This window comes from Actinoplanes sp. NPDC048796 (assembly GCF_040650035.1).
Lineage (GTDB): Bacteria > Actinomycetota > Actinomycetes > Mycobacteriales > Micromonosporaceae > Actinoplanes.
The window spans coordinates 1,061,584-1,079,105 of sequence record NZ_JBEZGO010000001.1; the positions used below are offsets into that span (position 1 = coordinate 1,061,584).

Below are 17,522 nucleotides of genomic sequence, written 5' to 3' on the forward strand. Positions count from 1 at the left end.
GCTCATCGGCCGTCCCCGGTGCGGTCTGAGGATCAGACGGCGCAGCCGCCGGTCGACGCCGGCAGGGGAGCCGGGACGCCGATCGTGGGCAGGCCCAGGGAGACGCCCTTGAGCTTGGGGGTGCGGCCGGCCTCGAAGGCGTCGCCGGCGCGGGTGCGACGGTAGCTCAGCGGGGCGCCGTCGGCGTTCAGGTGGTGGGGGGCCGCGTACGTCACCACGGTCTCGACGATGTCGCCGGGGCGCGGGGTGAGGTCGCCGGTGGCGAAGTGGACCAGGCGGCCGTCGCGGGCGCGGCCGCTGAGACGGCCCGTACGCTCGTCCTTACGGCCCTCGCCGACCGCGACCAGGACCTCGACCTTCTCGCCGATCAGCTTTTTGTTCTCGGCCCAGGTGATCTCCTCGAGGAGCGCGACCAGACGCTCGTAGCGCTCCTGCACCACGGCCTTGGGCAGCTGCTCCGCCATCACGGCGGCGGGGGTGCCGGGCCGCTTGGAGTACTGGAACGTGAAGGCGCTCGAGAACCGCGCACGGCGTACGACCTCGAGGGTCTGCTCGAAGTCCTCCTCGGTCTCGCCCGGGAAACCGACGATGATGTCGGTGGTGATCGCGGCGTCCGGCATGGCGGCCCGGACCTTGTCGATGATGCCCAGGTATTTCTCCTGGCGGTAACTGCGCCGCATGGCCTTGAGCACCCGGTCGGATCCGGACTGCAACGGCATGTGCAGCGAGTGGCAGACGTTCGGCGTCTCGGCCATCGCGGCGATCACGTCGTCGGTGAAGTCCTTGGGGTGCGGGCTGGTGAACCGCACGCGCTCCAGGCCCTCGATGGCGCCGGTCGAGCGCAGCAGCTTGCCGAAGGCGAGCCGGTCGCCGAACTCCACGCCGTACGAGTTGACGTTCTGCCCCAGCAGCGTGACCTCGAGGACGCCCTCGGCGACCAGCGCCTCGACCTCGGCCAGGATCTCGCCCGGGCGGCGGTCCTTCTCCTTGCCGCGCAGCGACGGCACGATGCAGAAGGTGCAGGTGTTGTTGCAGCCCACCGAGATCGACACCCAGCCGGCGTAGGTCGACTCGCGCTTGGTCGGCAGGGTCGACGGGAAGACCTCGAGCGACTCGAGGATCTCGACCTCGGCCTCGGAGTTGTGCCGGGCGCGCTCGAGCAGCGCCGGCAGCGAGCCGATGTTGTGGGTGCCGAAGACGACGTCGACCCAGGGCGCCTTCTTGACGATGTCGCCGCGGTCCTTCTGCGCCAGGCAGCCGCCGACGGCGATCTGCATGTCGGGGTTCTTGACCTTGGTGGGGCGCAGATGGCCGAGGTTGCCGTAGAGGCGGTTGTCGGCGTTCTCCCGTACGGCGCAGGTGTTGAAGACCACCACGTCGGCCGACTCGGGATCGGCCGCGCGCACGTAGCCGGCGTCCTCCATCAGCCCGGAGATGCGCTCGCTGTCGTGCACGTTCATCTGGCAGCCATAGGTGCGTACGTCGTACGTACGCGCGGCGCCCTGAATTTCGGTAGTCATGGCAATTGACCAGGGTACTGCCTACCTCCCCGTGGTGGCGGGGCGCACGTTGCGGCGTTCCGGCCCGTCGTCGGTCTCGACCTCGTCGACCTGGACCGCGACCAGGCTTCCGTCCGGCGTCGCCAGGACGTACCGCGAAGGGTCCAGGGAGTCGTCGGGGAGAAGGACCGCGGCACCCAGCCGGACCGAGACGGCGCTGGCGGCCGTGGCCTCGTCGACACGCGAGGGCGCCAGATAGACGTCGACCAGTGTCGGGAAGTCACCGCCGACCTCGTAGACGTCGCAGAGAATGTCACCCTCGGCTTCCAACGGGACTACCGAGCGCTCCAGCGTGCCGGCCAACGCACCGCGCACACGATCCGGGTCGAGGGGGCAGGCGACCGCCCAGTTCCAGAGGCCACCTGTCGGATCGGTGTCAGCCATACCGAACATGGTGGACAATGATGGCCTATTGCGAGTGCTGAGTTACCAGTCCGTGACCATTCTCGGCGTGAACCGATACAAGCACCCACATAGAGTGTGCCCATCCGGGTGAACCCCAATGACGGGACGGTGGTCCAGCAGTGTCCGACGAGGCTCTCATCGTCCTCGACAAGGTGAACAAGTACTTCGGGCCGCTTCACGTGCTCCAGGACGTGGATCTCTCGGTGGCCCGAGGCGAGGTCGTCGTCGTTATCGGACCGTCGGGCTCCGGGAAGTCCACGCTCTGCCGCGCGATCAACCGGCTCGAGCCGATCAACTCCGGCACCATCACCTTCGACGGCCGCCCCCTGCCCGCCGAGGGCCGCTCCCTGGCCCGGCTGCGCAGCGAGGTCGGAATGGTCTTCCAGTCCTTCAACCTGTTCGCGCACAAGACGATCCTGCAGAACGTCATGCTCGGGCCGGTCAAGGTGCGCAAGGAGAAGCCGGCCGAGGTCCGCGAACGGGCCATGTCGCTGCTCGACCGGGTCGGCATCGGCAACCAGGCCGAGAAATATCCGGCCCAGCTCTCCGGCGGCCAGCAACAGCGCGTGGCGATCGCGCGGGCCCTCGCCATGCAGCCCAAGGCGATGCTGTTCGACGAGCCGACCAGCGCGCTCGACCCCGAGATGGTCGGTGAGGTGCTCGACGTGATGACGTCGCTGGCCCGCGAGGGAATGACGATGGTGGTCGTGACGCACGAGATGGGATTCGCGCGGCACGCGGCCAACCGCGTCGTTTTCATGGCCGACGGCCAACTGGTCGAATCAGCGCCGCCGGCGGAGTTCTTCGCCAATCCGAAAAGCGATCGCGCCAAGGACTTCCTTTCCAAAATCCTCACGCACTGATCCGTTGTCCATCTAGGAATATTCGAGGAGCCCAATGATGCGCATCACCCGTTTGGCAGCCGCGCTCGGCGCGGTCGCCATGGCGCTGACCGTGGCCGCGTGCGGCGGGGACGACGACGCGGGCAGCGGCAGCAGCAGCGCCAAAGGCATCGTCGGCAAGGCCGAGAGCGGCAAGCTGGTCATCGGCGTGAAGGCCGACCAGCCCGGCCTCGGCCTGCAGACCGGTAGCACGTACTCCGGCTTCGACGTCGAGATCGGCAAGATCATCGCGAAGGGCCTGGGCCTGGCCGACAGCGGCATCGAGTGGAAGACCACGGTCTCCGCCAACCGCGAGCCCTACATCCAGCAGGGTCAGGTCGACCTGGTCGTGGCGACCTACACGATCAACGACGAGCGCAAGAAGGTCGTCAACTTCGCCGGCCCGTACTTCGTCGCCGGTCAGGACCTGCTCGTGCCGACCAACTCGACGATCACCGGGCCGGAGTCGCTGGCCGGCAAGAAGGTCTGCTCGGTGAGCGGCTCGACCCCGGCCAAGCGGATCCAGAGCGACTACAAGGACGCCAAGCTCCAGCAGTTCGACTCGTACTCCAAGTGCGTGACGGCACTGGCCGGCGGTCAGGTCGACGCGGTCACCACCGACGACATCATCCTGGCCGGCTACGCCGCCCAGGAGCAGTACGCGGGCAAGTTCAAGGTGGTCGGCAAGCCGTTCAGCGAGGAGCCGTACGGCATCGGCCTCAAGAAGGACGACACCGCCGGCTGCAACAAGATCAACGACATCCTGAAGGCGGCCGCCGCCGACGGGTCGTACAAGAAGGCCTGGGACGACACCCTCGGCAAGAGCGGCAAGGCCGCGCCCGAGCTCGACGCCTCCAAGCTGACGAACTGCTCCTGATCCCTCTTCAGTGCCGCGGGGGCCGGTGATCCGGCCCTCGCGGTTTTCTTCGCTCGAAGGTGCCGATGGACGTCTTCTCCGATCCCCTCAACCGTGAGGTCTACCTCACCGGGTTCCTCTGGATCCTGAAGCTCACCCTCGCCGGCGGTGTCGGCGCCCTGGTGCTCGGCGTCCTCATCGCCGCGATGCGGGTCTCCCCCATCCCGGTGCTGCGCGCATTCGGTACGGCCTGGGTGAACATCTTCCGCAACACGCCACTCACCTTGATCATCCTGTTCTGTTACTTCGGCCTCTACTCGGCGCTCGGCGTCGCGTTCTCCGACGACCTCGATCTGAACGTCTTCTGGCTCGGCGTCACCGGCCTGTCGGTTTACACAGCGGCGTTCGTCTGCGAGGCGATCCGCTCCGGCATCAACACGGTGCCCGCGGGCCAGGCCGAGGCGGCCCGGGCGATCGGCATGACGTTCTGGCAGACGCTGACCATCATCATCCTGCCGCAGGCCGGCCGGGCCGTGATCGCGCCGTTGGGCAGCATCATCATCGCGCTCTGCAAGAACTCCACCATCGTCGGCACGATCGGCCTCGTGGAGTCGTCGAGCGCGATGAAGCAACTGATCAACGAGAACGGTGACGCGGTCATCCCGATCTTCCTGGTCTTCGCCGGCACGTTCGCGATCGTCCTGATCCCCACCGGCTACGCCTTCGGCTGGCTGGCCAACCGCCTGGCGGTGAAGCGATGACTACCGATGCGGTTCTCTACGACCACCCGGGGCCTCGCGCCAAGGCACGCAACCGGATCCTCACGGTCGTCTTCAGCGTCCTGCTGCTGGCGCTGCTCTACTGGATCTACCGGAAGTTCGACGAGAAGGGCCAGTGGGCGGCCGCCCTGTGGAAGCCCTTCACCCAGTCGAGCACGTGGACCGACTACATCCTGCCCGGCCTGCTGCACACGCTCGAGGCGGCCGTCGTCGCGGCGGTTCTCTCGCTGGTCTTCGGCGTGATTTTCGCGGTCGGCCGGCTCTCCGACCACTGGTGGGTGCGGGTACCGGCCGGGGCGGTCGTCGAGTTCTTCCGGGCCGTGCCCCTGCTGCTGATGATGTTCTTCATCTTCTTCGGCATCCCCTTCCTGACCCAGCAGCCCATGTCGATCTTCTGGGCCGTGGTGATCGGCCTGACCCTCTACAACGGGTCGGTGCTGGCCGAGGCGTTCCGGGCCGGCGTGCGGTCGGTGCCGGCCGGGCAGAGCGAGGCGGCGTACGCGATCGGCATGCGCAAGGGCCAGGTGATGGGCCACATCCTCATCCCCCAGGCGGCCCGGGCCATGCTGCCGGTGATCGTGAGCCAGCTCGTCGTGCTGGTCAAGGACACCGCGCTGGGCTACATCATCTCGTACAACGAACTGCTCCAGCTCGGCGTCAACAACGTCGCGGCCAACTTCGGCAACCTCGTCCAGGCCGCTATCGTGGCCGCGATCATCTACATCATCGTCAACTCGATGCTCACCGCGTTCGCCGGCTGGCTCAGCCGCCGCACCCGGCGCAGCGGCAAGGCGCCCCGCGTCACGGGGCGCAGCGTGGTGATGGGAGCAACCGATCCGGGCATGGGTGGTGGCGGCGGTGTCGTCTGAGATGCTGAGCGCATGATTTCCGCCGACGACGCCATTCACGAGCCCGCCAAGGTCCAGTTCGAGGCCTTTCTCGACGAGCACCGCAAGGCGCTCCTCGACAGCCTCGACGGCGTCACCGAGGAGCAGGCCCGCGCCTCCCTGGTGCCGTCGCGCACCACGCTGCTCGGCCTGGTCAAGCACGTGACGATGGTGGAGAACGTCTGGTTCGGCGAGGCGGTGACCGGCAAGTCGCGGGCCGAGCTCGGCATCCCGCTCACCGCCGACGAGTCGTTCCTGCTCGACGACGACGACACCATCGAGAGCATCCAGGACGCGTACCGCGAGACGATCGAGAACTCGCGGCGGGCGGCGGCCTCGATCGCGCTGGACGACCTGCTGCCGGGCAACCGGCGCGGGCCGCTCCCGCTGCGCTGGGCCTACATGCACCTGCTGCGCGAGCTGGCCCAGCACTGCGGGCACGCGGACATCCTCCGCGAGCAGCTCGGCCTAACGAGCGAGCTCGGTGACGCGTGACTCGCGCACCACGGTGACCCGGATCTGACCCGGATAGGTCAGCTCCTCCTCGATCTGCTTGGCAACATCCCTGGCCAGGACGGCGGCGCCGATGTCGTCGACGTCGTCCGGCCGCACCATCACGCGGATCTCCCGGCCGGCCTGCATGGCGAAGACCTTCTCCACGCCGACCTTGCCGGCCGCGATCTCCTCGATCCTTTCCAGACGCTTGACGTACGCCTCGAGGCTCTCCCGCCGAGCGCCCGGGCGCCCGCCCGAACAGGCGTCGGCCGCCTGCGTCAGCACGGCCTCGATCGTCTGCGGCTGAACCTCGTTGTGGTGCGCCTCGATCGCGTGCACCACGTCCTCCGACTCGCCGTACTTACGGGCCAGGTCGGCCCCGATCAGCGCGTGGCTGCCCTCGACCTCGTGGGTGAGCGCCTTGCCGATGTCGTGCAGGAAGGCGGCCCGCTTCATCGACGGCACGTCCAGGCCCAGCTCGGCCGCCATGATCCCGGCGATGTGCGCGGTCTCGACCAGGTGCTTGAGCACGTTCTGGCCGTAGCTGGTGCGGTAACGCAGCCGGCCCAGCAGCTTCTTGAGCTCGGGGTGCAGGTCGGTGATGCCGACATCGACCAGAGCGTCCTCGGCGGCCCGGTCGCAGAGCACGTCGACCTCGTTCTTGGCGCTCTCGAAGACCTCCTCGATGCGGTGCGGGTGGATCCGCCCGTCCAGCACCAGCTTCTCGAGGGTGAGGCGGCCCACCTCGCGGCGCACCGGGTCGAAGCAGGAGAGCAGCACCGCCTCGGGGGTGTCATCGATGATCAGGTTCACCCCGGTGACCGACTCGAAGGCCCGGATGTTGCGGCCCTCACGGCCGATGATCCGGCCCTTCATCTCGTCGCTGGGCAGATGCAGGACGCTGACCACGCTCTCCGCGGTCTGCTCGCTGGCGATCCGCTGGATGGCGTCGACCACGATGTGCCGGGCCCGGGTGTCGGCGGTGCTCTTGGCCTCCGCCTCGACATCCCGGACGATGATCGCGGCCTCGCGCTTGGCCTGCGCCTCGATGCTCTCGACCAACTCGGCCCGGGCCGCCTCGGCGGTCAGGCCGGCGATGCGCTCCAGCTCGCGGCGCTTCTCGTCCTCGGCGCCGGCCAGCTCGGTCTCCTTGGCGGAGAGGGCGGCCTCGCGGGCGGAAAGGTCGGTGTCCATGCCGGCGAGGCGGCGCTCCCGCTCGACCAGGCGCTCGACCTCGTCGGCGTGCAGCCGCTCCCGCTCGTCGATGCGGGCGGCGCGGCGCTCGACCTCGGCCGCCTGCTCCTTGGCGGTGGCGTTGAGCAGCGCCACCTCGCGCTCGCCGGAGCGGCGGGCGGCCGACCGGACCTGCTCGGCGTCGGCCTCGGCCTGGCGGTGGGCCCGCTCGAGGATCGTGTCGGCCTCGCTGTGCGCGTCCTCCAGGACGCGGCGGGCCTCGGCCCGGGCGGCGTTGGCCTCGGCCTTGGCGGCGGCGGCCTCCGCCCGTACCGAAGCGGCCTTGGCATTGGCGTCGTCGACCTTGGCCAGCGCGTCGTCGACCGCCTGACCCGAACCCTGGGCGTCGGTCTTCTTGAGGTGACGCAGCGCCCGGGCGCCGAGCAGCATGCCGGCGACCACGAAGGCGGCGAGGACGACGATCGCCACCACCAGCACCCAGTCCAGGGCGGTCAGCACGCCGCGTCTCCCTTCGCCGCCCGGCACGAACACGCGCGCGGGCCATCTGTGGGATGCCCGACCAAGGCCGCGGATGCGCAGGAGAAATCAGGCCCCTCCGCTGGCGTGGGTACGCCGGGGCCGACCGCTGTATGTCAAGCCCTGAGCGCCTCTCGTTCCGCGGTTCGGCGCTCCGGGCGGCATCTTACTGGATAAGTGATGCCGTAATGTAATGCGATCTATGTTGTGCGTGTTGCATGCGATGGTCGAACAAACCTTGTGTAACGCGAGGCTAGGTCGCGAGTGCCACTTCGGTCAAGGATCCATGATTCGGTACCGCTTACCCCCAGGTCACCGCAATTCAGGCGTACCTGGACCAGAGATCGCGCATCGGCTCCCACTTCTCACCGACGCCCTCCTTCCAGTAGGCGAGCAGGAAACCCGCCACGGGCGTCTGAGCGTCATCCCACCAGACACCGCTCACGGTTCGGGTGGTTCCGCCCTCGGTGAGACGATACGCGTATTCCACGTAGTTACCGGTGGTTCGCCCGCTCGGAGTAGGCCCTTCGGTGGCCGGCCCCACCCCCGGGGTGAGGGTGCGCGCGTCGACGGCCTGACCCATGGCCTTGACGCGGGCCTTGTCCCGTTCGGCGACGTTCTCGTACTCGACGAAGATCGCGCTCATGCCGTCGAGGGTGCAGCGGACGCGAACCTTCTCACCCGGGCTCAGACGAGGGCCGCCGGGGGTGCCGCTGCGGCCGCAGGTGGAGAGGAACGGTAGCCAGCCCTCGGCGAGGGTGACCAGGGCGGTGCCGTCGAAGTCGGGGGCGTTGAGGGTGGCCTGGCTCTGCTCGAAGACCCCCAGCGACGGTGTCGCGGCCGGGGCCTTGGCGGCCGGCCCCCGCTCGGGGGCGGAGGCACGGCCGGCGAAGAAGCCCCCGGCGCCGAAGAGCAGCAGGCCGGCGACGAGGCCGGCCAGGAGCCCGGCGACGAAGCGGCCCCGGTTCGGGGGCGGGGTGGGCTCGATGCGGCGACCGGGCGGGGAGGAGAAGCCGTAGGGGTTGCTTTCAGCCGGGGCCGGATAGGGGTCGCCGTGGAAAGGGCCGTACGAGGCGCGGCCACCGGCCGGGCTGGCGGGGGCAGCCGGGTACGGGGTGCCGCTCGCCGGGCCGGGGATGCCACTGGTTGGGGAGGGCGACCCGCTCGTGGGCCAGGAGGCACCGCCATCAGCCGGGATGCCATTGGAGGGCGGGGTGCCATCGGCGGCACTGGCCGGGTAGGGCCGATCGAGGCCGTCCCCGGGTTGACCGAGACTGTCCCCCGGCTGGCCCGGAGTGCCGGGCTGGCCGGGAACGCCGGGCTGGCCGGGAACGCCGGGCTGGCCGGAAATGCCGGGCTGGCCGGAAATGCCGGGCTGGCCGGGCATTACGGCTGGCTGGTCGCTCGAGGGTGACGGCGGCGGCGCTGAGGCCGAGGCCGGTGGGAAAATCGGCGCTGTCGGGTCGGCGCCTTCCTGGAAGGGACCGTAGCCCGGCATACGGCTCTGATCGGTCACAACGTTGCAGATTACCAGGCAGTGGCCAACGCCGATGTCCGTCAAGATCCGATCACCAGCGCCGAACTATCCGGCCGCAACCCCGAGGGGCCACGGCCGGATGCCGCCGTCCAGCTGCAAACCGACCGGCTCCGCCAGCCCTCGGGAACCAGGACCCGCGCCGCCAGACCAACGAAAGGACCGGCGTTGTCAGGCCGGAACCCGTGGCCAGCGTTGTCAGGCCTGCGGCTCGGACCCGGCGTTGTCAGGCCGGGACCCGAGCCGGCGTTGTCAGGCCTGCGGCTCGGACCGGCGTCGGCGGGTTACCAGCAGCAGGACCACGCCGCCGACCAGGACGGCTGCGCCGGTTCCGGCCATGCCGGCTGAGTGCCGTTGCCGTCGCCGGGCGGAGTGCCGTCGCCGGGGGTGCCGGGGTTGTCGTCGCCGGGCGGGTCCTCATCGTTTGCGGCTGGGGCCGGGTCGGCCTCGTTCGTGGGGGGCGCCTCGGCGGTCTTCTCATCGGTGGCGCCCGCCTGCTTCTCGGCGACGATCACGATGCCGCGGGTGGCGGCGTTCGTGGTCGCGGCGCCGGCCGCGTGGGTGCCGGTCAGCGCTGCCACGCCGACCGCGCCGGCCAGCACGCCGAGCCGCGCGGCCGCGCGCAAGCCGCGATGCCGCGCAAGCTGATTGATCCGCATGTCCCTCCCCGTTGTCGCACGCGAAGAGAGCACACATGTCAGCGATCCCCCCGCGATGCGAGGAAGCAACTAACCGAGGTCAAGCCGGCTGCGCCATCCACGTACGACAATATAGAGGGATAAAAATACTGATTGTTACCTGTTCCACACGAAGACCAGAGGAACCAGCGCGGGCTGCCCGCTCCACGAACCGCTCAACCGCAGACCGTCCGGCACTCCCCCGGCGCCGATCCGCCGAACCACAGCGAACTCGGCCGCCTCCGTCGCCACCAGCGCCGGATCTCCGGGCCCGATGAGCGCCGGGTCGCCCGGGTCGGCCGCGGCTTCGGCGACGACGATCGTCATGCTGAGGGGACGCGGTTCGAGCCGGCCGTCGGTTTCGATGAACTCCTGTGCCTGGCCCTCGCCGTTGATGATCGCCTTGGTCAGTGCCGCCGCGTAGACCGGGTCGCCGGTCGCGTCGTACACCCAGCGCGGCCCGAGCACCGAATGCTCACACGTGCCCACCAGCAGGGAGTCGCCGTCGTCCACAGGCGACCCGCGGTAGGTGAGCGGCACCTGGAGAACCGGGCCGTCCCCCGCCCGTACCAGCAAGGTCTCGATCCCGACCTCGCCGGCCGGGTCGTCGAACCGATAGGCCGCCACCCGCTCGAGCTCCGAGCCCCCGGCCCCGCCGGCCCAGTCCTGCGCGGGAAGCCACTTCGCCAACAGCTCGAGCTTGGTGGGGCGAATCTGAGCACGATGAATCAACGCCATGCGCCGCATCGTAGAGGGAAGCCCGGGGTCAGGAGAGGTCGGTGCTTTCGTCGGCCAGGGCGTCGGCGTCAACGGCGTCGGCGAACTCGGCCGCCTCGGCGTCGCGGGCGGCCAGAGCCTCCTTGACGGCGCGGAAGGCCGTGCCCGCCGGGTAGCCCTTGCGGGCCAGCATGGCCACCAAGCGGCGGAAGACGGCGTCGGGAGGACCGGTGGCCGTGCGCAGCTTGCGGTCGACCAGGGCGCGGGCGGCGGCGGCCTCGTCCTGTTCGTCGACGGACTCCAGGGCCTGGCTGGCGGTCTCGGCGTCGACCCCGCGCTGGCGAAGCTCGTTGGCCAGCGCACGCCGGGCCAGGCCGCGGCCGTGGTGGCGGCTCGACACCCAGGCGCGGGCGAAGGCGGCGTCGTCGATGATGCCGACCTCGTCGTACCGGTCGAGCACCTCGGCGATCACCTCGTCGGAGATCTCCTTGCGGGCCAGGACCTTCGCGAGCTCGGCCCGGGTACGGGGTCGCACCGCCAGCTGACGCAGGCAGATCTCCCGGGCGCGCTCCCCTTCGCTCTGCGCGGGCTGAGCCGGCCGTCCTGAGCCAGCCTCTCCGGAGCTGTCACGTCCGGTGCGAGCGCGGCGAGAGCCGGAGCGAGCCGAAGGAGGACGGGCCTCATCGGGCTGGCCCTGCTCCGAGCCGTCCGGAATGGACTCGTCTCGGCCGGTGGAGCCCACGCCGAGGCCGAACGGGTCGGCGCGGGACCACGGGAGGCCCTGGCGGGCGGGGCGGGAGGTTCCGCCCGGCGAGTCGCCGCCGCGACGTGGCGGAACGTTGCCGCGTTCCGTCTCGCCGCCGGGGGACTCGCCGGGCGGATGCTCATCGGAAGGGCGGGGCGGCCGGGGCGGGATGGCATCCCATCCGCGCCCGGCTCGCGCGCCGCGTCGTCCGGTCATGTGGTGAGCCCGGCCGGGATCAGAAGTCGACCGGCGGCAGCTCCGGGCCGCCGGCGGCGTCGCCGGTGGTCTGGCCCACGCCGAGCTTCTCCAGGATCTTCTTCTCGATCTCGGCGGCGACGTCGGGGTTCTCCTTGAGGAACTCCCGCGCCTTCTCCTTGCCCTGGCCGAGCTGGTCGCCGTCGTACGTGTACCAGGCGCCGGACTTGCGGATGATGCTCTGCTCGACGCCGACGTCGATCAGCGAGCCCTCGCGCGAGATGCCCTTGCCGTACATGATGTCGAACTCGGCCTGCTTGAACGGCGCGGCCACCTTGTTCTTCACGACCTTGACGCGGGTGCGGTTACCCACGACGTCGGTGCCGTCCTTCAGGCTCTCGATGCGGCGCACGTCGAGCCGGACCGAGGCGTAGAACTTCAGCGCGCGGCCACCGGTCGTCGTCTCGGGCGAGCCGAACATGACGCCGATCTTCTCGCGGAGCTGGTTGATGAAGATCGCGGTCGTGCCGGAGTTGTTGAGGATACCGGTGATCTTGCGGAGGGCCTGGCTCATCAGCCGGGCCTGGAGGCCGACGTGGCTGTCGCCCATCTCGCCCTCGATCTCGGCGCGCGGCACGAGGGCGGCCACCGAGTCGATGACGATGATGTCGAGCGCGCCGGAGCGGATCAGCATGTCGGCGATCTCGAGCGCCTGCTCACCCGTGTCGGGCTGGGAGACGAGCAGGGCGTCGGTGTCGACACCGAGCGCCTTCGCGTACTCCGGGTCGAGGGCGTGCTCGGCGTCGATGAACGCCGCGATACCGCCGTTGCGCTGCGCGTTGGCCACCGCGTGCAGGGCGACCGTCGTCTTACCGGAGGACTCCGGCCCGTACACCTCGATGACGCGGCCGCGCGGCAGGCCGCCGACGCCGAGCGCCACGTCGAGGGCGATGGACCCGGTGGGGATGATGGCGGTCTCCACGACCGGCCGCTCCCCGAGCCGCATCACCGAGCCCTTGCCGAACTGCTTGTCAATCTGTGCCAATGCCAGATCGAGCGCTTTGTCCCGGTCAGGTCCGTTCCCCATGTCCGCCACCCCTGTACTCGATTTCGCAGGCGTCTTCGCCGATGAGCTTCTGTTCACCACGCGCACCAAGGTAGGGGGTGGGTATGACAAAAATCCGCTGCCCTGCCTCCGGCTGTGGATAACCAAGCCGTTGTGGACAATAGCCGAACACGTGTACGACTATCGAGTGACACGCCAGAACGGGTGTACGAAAGCAGCGTTATCGCAGGCGAGAGGGCACCCGATCGGGGTACGCGGCCACCACTGCTCGCCAGATAGTAGCCGTATCGACACCGTCAGCTATCGCCCGATCGATGGTTCGGTCGCCCAGTGCCGCAAAAGAGTGATCTGCCGCAATGCTCCGCGCATAGGCGCCACCGAACGACTCGTTGAGTCGCTCCCAGAAATCCGTCAACCGCACCCCACGAGGGTACTCAGACCGGATGGGGGTAAAAACGTCTCCATGCCTAGGACCGAAGCTCCGGTCGGCGCGCAGGAGTGGGTGCCGCCCCAGCCATGGAGCATCGACAAGCTCAAGTCCGCCGCAGCCGACTGTCAGGGCTGTGAGCTGCACGCGGACGCCACTCAGACCGTCTTCGGGCGGGGCGCGCCGAACGCCCGGGTGGTGCTGGTCGGCGAGCAGCCGGGCGACGTCGAGGATCAGAAGGGCCTGCCTTTCGTGGGGCCGGCCGGGCGGCTGCTGCGCGAGGCGGTCGACGACTCCGGCCTCGACGCGAGTGACGTCTACATCACCAATGCCGTGAAGCACTTCCGCTTCGAGACGCGCGGCAAGCGGCGCATCCACCAGAATCCGGGCCCGGCCCACATCACCGCCTGCCGGCCGTGGCTGGTCGCCGAGTTCTCGCTGCTCGAGCCGGAGCTCGTGGTGATCCTCGGCGCCACCGCGGGCAAGGCGCTGCTGGGCCCGTCGTTCCGGGTCACCCAGCAGCGCGGCAAGCTGATGCCGTGGCCGGCCTCGGCCCAGCATCCCGGCGACTTCCCGGTGGCCGAGATCCAGGCCCTGGCCACGTTCCACCCGTCGGCCGTCCTGCGCGCGGATGATCGCGAGACGGCGTACCGCACCCTGGTCGAAGATCTGAAGATCGCGGCCGGCGCCCTGAGCAGCTAGCGGTCGAGCAGGGCCTCGATGCCGTCGAGGATGCGATCGAGCCCGAAAGAGAAGGATCGCGAAGGGTCGCCGACCGCGTTGTACTCCTGGCCGGCGGCCGTGCCGACGCGGCCGGAGAGCGGGTAGGCGCCCGGCGGCATGACGCGCTCGAGGATCGGCGCGTTGATCTCCCACCACTCGAGGTCCGACATGCCGGACTGCTCGGCGGTCCGGCTGGCCGCGATGGAGGCTCGCGCGGCGGCGGCCGTGAAGCCGCCGACCAACGTGATGACCTGGTCCATCTCGAGATCGGTGAAGCCGGCGCCCTCGATCGCGGCCAGCTGCCACTCCCAGCGATCGGAACCGTTGGGGCCGATCCACGGCCGGCTCTCCTCCACCTGGAGCAGCCACGGATGCCGGTGGAACTCGTCCCACATCTGCCGGGCGACCCCGGTGAGCCGTTCCCGGAGGTCGCCCTGGTGCGGCGGCAGTTCCCGCTCCCCCATCACCTCGTCGACCATGAGGCCGATCAGTTCGGAGCGACCCGGAACGTACGTGTAGATCGACATCAGTTTGAGCCCGAGCCGGTCGGCGACCTTGCGCATCGAGAACGCGGGCAGGCCCTCCTCGTCGGCCACGGCGATCGCCGCGTGCACCACCTCATCGACGCTGAAGCGCTGCTTGGGACCGCGTGAGCCCTGCGGCGTGCCGAGAGTGCGCCGCCAGAGCAGGCTCAGCGTGCGGTCGACGTTCTGACTTTCCATGTGCGGAGATTACCCCGTGGGGTGTACGGTGTACCGCGCACCAATTTCCGTAAGGCATACGGAGTTAGGAGCGACGTGAACTCACTGACGGCTGACGGACTACAGAAGACGTACGGGAAGACCCCCGCCCTGGATGGTTTCGACCTGGCTGTGCCCTCGGGCGTGATCCACGGCCTGCTCGGGCCGAACGGCGCGGGCAAAACCACGGCGGTGAAGGCGCTGGCCACTTTGATCGATGTCGACGGGGGTGCGGCGACGGTCGCCGGATTTGACGTACGCAGGCAGGCGCCGCAGGTCAGGCGCAGGATCGGCCTCATCGGGCAACACGCGGCGGTCGACGAGATCCTCGGCGGCCGGCAGAACCTGGTGATGTTCGGACGGCTCTTCGGCCTGTCCAAAAGCGACGCGCGGCGGCGGGCCGAGGAGCTGCTGGACGTCTTCGGGCTGATCGGGGCGGCCGAGCGGGCGGTCTCGACCTACAGCGGGGGCATGCGCCGGCGGCTCGACATCGCGGCCGGGCTGATCATGACGCCGGCGGTGCTCTTCCTCGACGAGCCGACCACCGGCCTGGACCCCCGCGCCCGCAACGAGGTGTGGGAGAGCGTGCGGGAGATCGCCGCCCGCGGCACCACCGTGCTGCTGACCACGCAGTACCTGGACGAAGCCGATCAGCTCGCCGCGCGGATCTCCGTGATGAACCACGGGCGGGTGATCGCGGAGGGCACCCCGGACGAGCTGAAACGCCGGGTCGGCGGCGACCGGGTCACCGTCACCCTGCCCCTGCGGACATCCCTGGACGACGTCGCCGAGCGGCTCTCCCGAGCGGTGGGCGCTCCCGCGGTGACCGACGCCGAGGCGCACAGCCTCACCTTCGAGGTCGGTCTCGGCGCGCTCGCCGACATCGTCCGCGGCCTGGACGAGCTGCGGATCGATCCCGAGGACCTGATGCTGCGGCGGCCGACCCTGGACGAGGCGTTCCTGACCCTGACCGAGGAGGCCGCGCGATGACGACCCTGCGCGCTGGATGGATCATGACGCAGCGGGAGCTGGCGCACTGGGCGCGGCAGCCCTGGACGCCGCTCTTCGGCCTCCTCTTCTCGATCATGTTGCTGCTCGTCTTCGGCTTCCTGTTCGGCGGGGCGATCACCGTGCCCGGCGGCGGCGATTACATCAACTTCCTGCTGCCCGGCATGCTGGCGCTGAGCATGATGTTCGGCGTCGAGTCCACGGCCACGACGATGGCCAACGACGCCCGCAAGGGCATCACCGACCGGTTCCGCTCGATGCCGATCGGCAGTTCCTCGGTGGCCCTGGGCCGGGTCGGGGCCGACATGGCCAACTCGGCGGTCGAGCTGTTCGCGCTGATCGTGGGCGGGTTGCTGATCGGCTGGCGGATCACCTCGGATCCGGCGCCGGTGGCGCTGGCCGTCGTGCTCCTGCTCTGGTTGCGCTTCGCGATGCTCTGGATCGGGATCTTCGTCGGGCTCTCCTTCCGCGGCGAGGGGGCCACCATGGCCGTACAGGTGCTGGTCTGGCCCATCGGTTTTCTGTCGACGGCGATCGTCTCGGCCGAGACGATGCCGGGCTGGCTGGGCACGATCGCCGCGTGGAACCCGCTGTCGGCGACCGCCTCGGCGGCCCGCGAGCTGTTCGGCAACCCGACCGGGATCACGTCGGGTCCCCTGGCGGACGGGGCGGTCTGGCTCGCCCTGGCCTGGCCGCTGGTGATCACGGCGGTCTTCCTTCCGCTGTCGGCCCGGGCTTACCGCCGCCTGCGCGCCTGATCATCGCGCCGGGGCGGTGAGGCCGGAGGGGTGGACGGCCGCGGCCACCGCGTCGGCCACCGTGGGGATCTCCTCCTCATCGAGGGGGCCGATCGAGATACGGATGCCGTACGGGGTGGAGGTGCGGAACAGGGAGCCGGGCGCCACCGCCCATCCGGCGTCCCGGAGCAGACCGACCGCGCGGGTCTCGTCGGGCACGGTCACCCAGACGTTGATGCCGGTCTCGCCCTCGGCCGCGAGACCGCGGGCCCGGAGCTCGTCCCGCAGGAGGCGCCGCCGCCGGCCGTACGCGCCGGCGGCGTGCGCCACCAGCTCGGTGACCTGGGGATCGCGCCAGAGGCGCAGGAGCGCCCGCTGAAGGATGGTCGACACCCAACCGGAGCCGACGCGCATCCGGCCGACCACCCGCGAGATGGTCGTCTCGTCGCCGGCCAGCACGCTGACCCGCAGGTCGGGGCCGAACGGCTTGGACGCCGAGCGGGTGACGGCCCAGGCGCCGGTGACCGGACCCACGCAGTGGGGCGGGGCCTCGGCCAGCTCGGCGGCGTGGTCGTCCTCGATGAGCAGGAGCCCGGGGCGCGCGGCGAACAGGATCCGCAGTTCCTCGGCCCGCAAGGCGGTGACGGCGACGCCGGTGGGGTTCTGCGCGCGCACCGTGATGACGGCGGCCCGGATACCCGCGCGCAGGGCCGCGTCGACCGAGGCCACCGCGGGACCCTCGCGGTCGAGGGTGATCGGCACCGGGCGCAGGCCCATGGCGGCCAGCAGGTCGAGCAGGTTGGACCAGCCGGGATCCTCGACGCCCACCGCGTCACCCGGGCGCAGATGGGCCGTGAGCAGGCGCTCGATCGCGTCGAGAGTGCCCGAGGTGACGGTGATGAGCGCGTCGGCGACCGGGAGGCCGTCGGCCAGCAGACGCGGACGGGCGGCCTCGATCAGCTCCGGCATGGCGGCCGCCGCCGCATATCCCTGTGGTGGGGAATTGTCGTCGGCGACCTCGTGGAGCACCGGGCCGAGCGGGGGCAGCAGCCGGAGGTCGGGCTCGCCGGCCGACAGGTCGCGGACCCCCTCGGGAACGGGAAGGCGCAGGTCAGAGCGCGGGCCGGCCACGGCGGGTCGGGAGCGCACCCGGGTCCCGCGCCGGCCGTCGGCCTCGACGACGCCGCGCTGGCGCAGGTCTTGATAGGCCTTGGCCACCGTGGCCGGGCTGACATGCAGAGAGTCGGCCAGGACGCGGATGGGCGGGAGGGCGGCGCCCCAGACCCAGTCGCCTCGCAGAACTCCCGACTCGATGCTCGCGGAAATCGTGGAGGCGCTGTCGCCGGTCACCTGATATTGTGCTGCCACACGAGAGATTTTG

At 70.0% G+C, this 17,522-nt stretch carries 19 protein-coding genes; 8 read left to right on the top strand and 11 right to left on the bottom strand.

Annotated elements, in window-relative coordinates:
* Positions 1–32 precede the first annotated feature (32 nt).
* Both miaB and AB0C26_RS05050 read right to left on the bottom strand, forming a co-directional pair.
* Positions 33–1,520, bottom strand: coding sequence for a tRNA (N6-isopentenyl adenosine(37)-C2)-methylthiotransferase MiaB (gene miaB, locus AB0C26_RS05045; RefSeq protein WP_360241686.1), 1,488 nt, complete (start codon positions 1,518–1,520; stop codon positions 33–35).
* A gap of 21 nt (positions 1,521–1,541) precedes the next feature.
* Complete coding sequence (locus tag AB0C26_RS05050; protein ID WP_360241689.1) at positions 1,542–1,943, bottom strand: hypothetical protein; 402 nt, start codon at positions 1,941–1,943, stop codon at positions 1,542–1,544.
* Between the two features lie 140 nt (positions 1,944–2,083).
* Between AB0C26_RS05050 and AB0C26_RS05055 the strand changes: the two genes are divergently transcribed.
* From AB0C26_RS05055 to AB0C26_RS05075, 5 genes are all read left to right on the top strand, one after another.
* Positions 2,084–2,827, top strand: a complete 744-nt coding sequence (locus tag AB0C26_RS05055; protein ID WP_360241692.1) for an amino acid ABC transporter ATP-binding protein — start codon at positions 2,084–2,086, stop codon at positions 2,825–2,827.
* 37 nt (positions 2,828–2,864) lie between these two features.
* Positions 2,865–3,722: a glutamate ABC transporter substrate-binding protein gene (locus tag AB0C26_RS05060; RefSeq protein ID WP_360241695.1), complete on the top strand. Its 858-nt coding sequence runs from the start codon at positions 2,865–2,867 to the stop codon at positions 3,720–3,722.
* Between the two features lie 65 nt (positions 3,723–3,787).
* Positions 3,788–4,462: an amino acid ABC transporter permease gene (locus AB0C26_RS05065; protein WP_360241698.1), complete on the top strand. Its 675-nt coding sequence runs from the start codon at positions 3,788–3,790 to the stop codon at positions 4,460–4,462.
* The gene (locus AB0C26_RS05070) at positions 4,459–5,349 is read left to right on the top strand and encodes an amino acid ABC transporter permease (RefSeq protein ID WP_360241701.1); all 891 of its coding nucleotides are present in this window, start codon (positions 4,459–4,461) and stop codon (positions 5,347–5,349) included. Before AB0C26_RS05065 ends, AB0C26_RS05070 begins: the two co-directional genes overlap by 4 nt.
* A gap of 12 nt (positions 5,350–5,361) precedes the next feature.
* Complete coding sequence (locus AB0C26_RS05075) at positions 5,362–5,862, top strand: DinB family protein (RefSeq protein WP_360241704.1); 501 nt, start codon at positions 5,362–5,364, stop codon at positions 5,860–5,862.
* Here the strand turns inward: AB0C26_RS05075 and rny are convergent.
* The 7 genes from rny to AB0C26_RS05110 form a co-directional block, all read right to left on the bottom strand.
* Positions 5,836–7,551 (bottom strand): ribonuclease Y, encoded by a 1,716-nt coding sequence (gene rny, locus AB0C26_RS05080; protein WP_360243534.1) that lies wholly within the window; start codon positions 7,549–7,551, stop codon positions 5,836–5,838. The genes AB0C26_RS05075 and rny overlap by 27 nt on opposite strands.
* A gap of 343 nt (positions 7,552–7,894) precedes the next feature.
* A complete protein-coding gene (locus AB0C26_RS05085; RefSeq protein WP_360241706.1) occupies positions 7,895–8,959 on the bottom strand; it encodes a hypothetical protein in 1,065 nt (354 codons plus the stop codon).
* A gap of 431 nt (positions 8,960–9,390) precedes the next feature.
* Complete coding sequence (locus tag AB0C26_RS05090) at positions 9,391–9,765, bottom strand: hypothetical protein (RefSeq protein WP_360241709.1); 375 nt, start codon at positions 9,763–9,765, stop codon at positions 9,391–9,393.
* Positions 9,766–9,900: 135 nt separating this feature from the next.
* Positions 9,901–10,521, bottom strand: coding sequence for a hypothetical protein (locus AB0C26_RS05095; protein WP_360241712.1), 621 nt, complete (start codon positions 10,519–10,521; stop codon positions 9,901–9,903).
* 28 nt (positions 10,522–10,549) lie between these two features.
* Entirely contained in the window at positions 10,550–11,215 is a 666-nt protein-coding gene (locus AB0C26_RS05100) for a regulatory protein RecX (RefSeq protein WP_360243537.1), read from the bottom strand.
* 265 nt (positions 11,216–11,480) lie between these two features.
* Positions 11,481–12,527 (bottom strand): recombinase RecA, encoded by a 1,047-nt coding sequence (recA, locus tag AB0C26_RS05105; protein ID WP_097318782.1) that lies wholly within the window; start codon positions 12,525–12,527, stop codon positions 11,481–11,483.
* Positions 12,528–12,726: 199 nt separating this feature from the next.
* Complete coding sequence (locus tag AB0C26_RS05110) at positions 12,727–12,927, bottom strand: DUF3046 domain-containing protein (protein WP_360241715.1); 201 nt, start codon at positions 12,925–12,927, stop codon at positions 12,727–12,729.
* Positions 12,928–12,969: 42 nt separating this feature from the next.
* On the opposite strand from AB0C26_RS05110, the gene AB0C26_RS05115 reads away from it, so the two are divergent.
* Positions 12,970–13,635 carry a UdgX family uracil-DNA binding protein gene (locus tag AB0C26_RS05115; RefSeq protein WP_360241718.1) on the top strand — a complete coding sequence of 222 codons (666 nt, stop codon included), beginning with the start codon at positions 12,970–12,972 and terminating at the stop codon, positions 13,633–13,635.
* Here AB0C26_RS05115 and AB0C26_RS05120 read toward each other — a convergent pair.
* Positions 13,632–14,378 carry a TetR/AcrR family transcriptional regulator C-terminal domain-containing protein gene (locus AB0C26_RS05120; protein WP_360241721.1) on the bottom strand — a complete coding sequence of 249 codons (747 nt, stop codon included), beginning with the start codon at positions 14,376–14,378 and terminating at the stop codon, positions 13,632–13,634. The two genes, AB0C26_RS05115 and AB0C26_RS05120, sit on opposite strands and share 4 nt — an antisense overlap.
* A gap of 75 nt (positions 14,379–14,453) precedes the next feature.
* Here AB0C26_RS05120 and AB0C26_RS05125 point away from each other — a divergent pair, with 75 nt between their 5' ends.
* Together AB0C26_RS05125 and AB0C26_RS05130 are read left to right on the top strand one after the other, a co-directional pair.
* Complete coding sequence (locus tag AB0C26_RS05125; protein WP_360241724.1) at positions 14,454–15,386, top strand: ATP-binding cassette domain-containing protein; 933 nt, start codon at positions 14,454–14,456, stop codon at positions 15,384–15,386.
* Positions 15,383–16,162, top strand: a complete 780-nt coding sequence (locus tag AB0C26_RS05130; protein WP_360241727.1) for an ABC transporter permease — start codon at positions 15,383–15,385, stop codon at positions 16,160–16,162. Before AB0C26_RS05125 ends, AB0C26_RS05130 begins: the two co-directional genes overlap by 4 nt.
* Here the strand turns inward: AB0C26_RS05130 and AB0C26_RS05135 are convergent, their stop codons facing one another.
* Entirely contained in the window at positions 16,163–17,509 is a 1,347-nt protein-coding gene (locus AB0C26_RS05135; RefSeq protein WP_360241730.1) for an aminotransferase class I/II-fold pyridoxal phosphate-dependent enzyme, read from the bottom strand.
* Between the last annotated feature and the right edge of the window lie 13 nt (positions 17,510–17,522).